Origin of the sequence: Vibrio sp. 10N.222.55.C6 (genome assembly GCF_041473395.1) — a bacterium.
In the GTDB taxonomy this organism is placed as follows: Bacteria; Pseudomonadota; Gammaproteobacteria; order Enterobacterales; family Vibrionaceae; genus Vibrio; species Vibrio crassostreae_C.
Genome location: NZ_JBFRSD010001042.1, coordinates 1 through 207, shown reverse-complemented (window position 1 = coordinate 207; position 207 = coordinate 1). Strand labels below are relative to the sequence as shown.

Below are 207 nucleotides of genomic sequence, written 5' to 3'. Positions count from 1 at the left end.
CCCTTGTGGTAACACGGAAGATGCTTGGTTGGTCTCTACTGTCCTAGTAATAGAGTATTCACTGCCAGCGGTGAGCATTAAGCCCAGCGCATAATCAGCAAAGTTCTGTGTTTCGTACTCTTGGTAGAGCTCGGGCAGAGGTTGGTCGAAATCGATAACTAACACTCGATGCGACGGATATTGATGAAGGTAAAGATAAGCTTCGAT

The 207-nt window shown here is 46.4% G+C and carries 1 protein-coding gene; it reads right to left on the bottom strand.

Features of this window, described 5'->3' with window-relative positions; translation table 11 throughout:
* The coding region (locus AB4486_RS27460; RefSeq protein WP_372119960.1) for a beta-ketoacyl synthase chain length factor at positions 1 to 207 on the bottom strand (207 nt) is incomplete at both ends.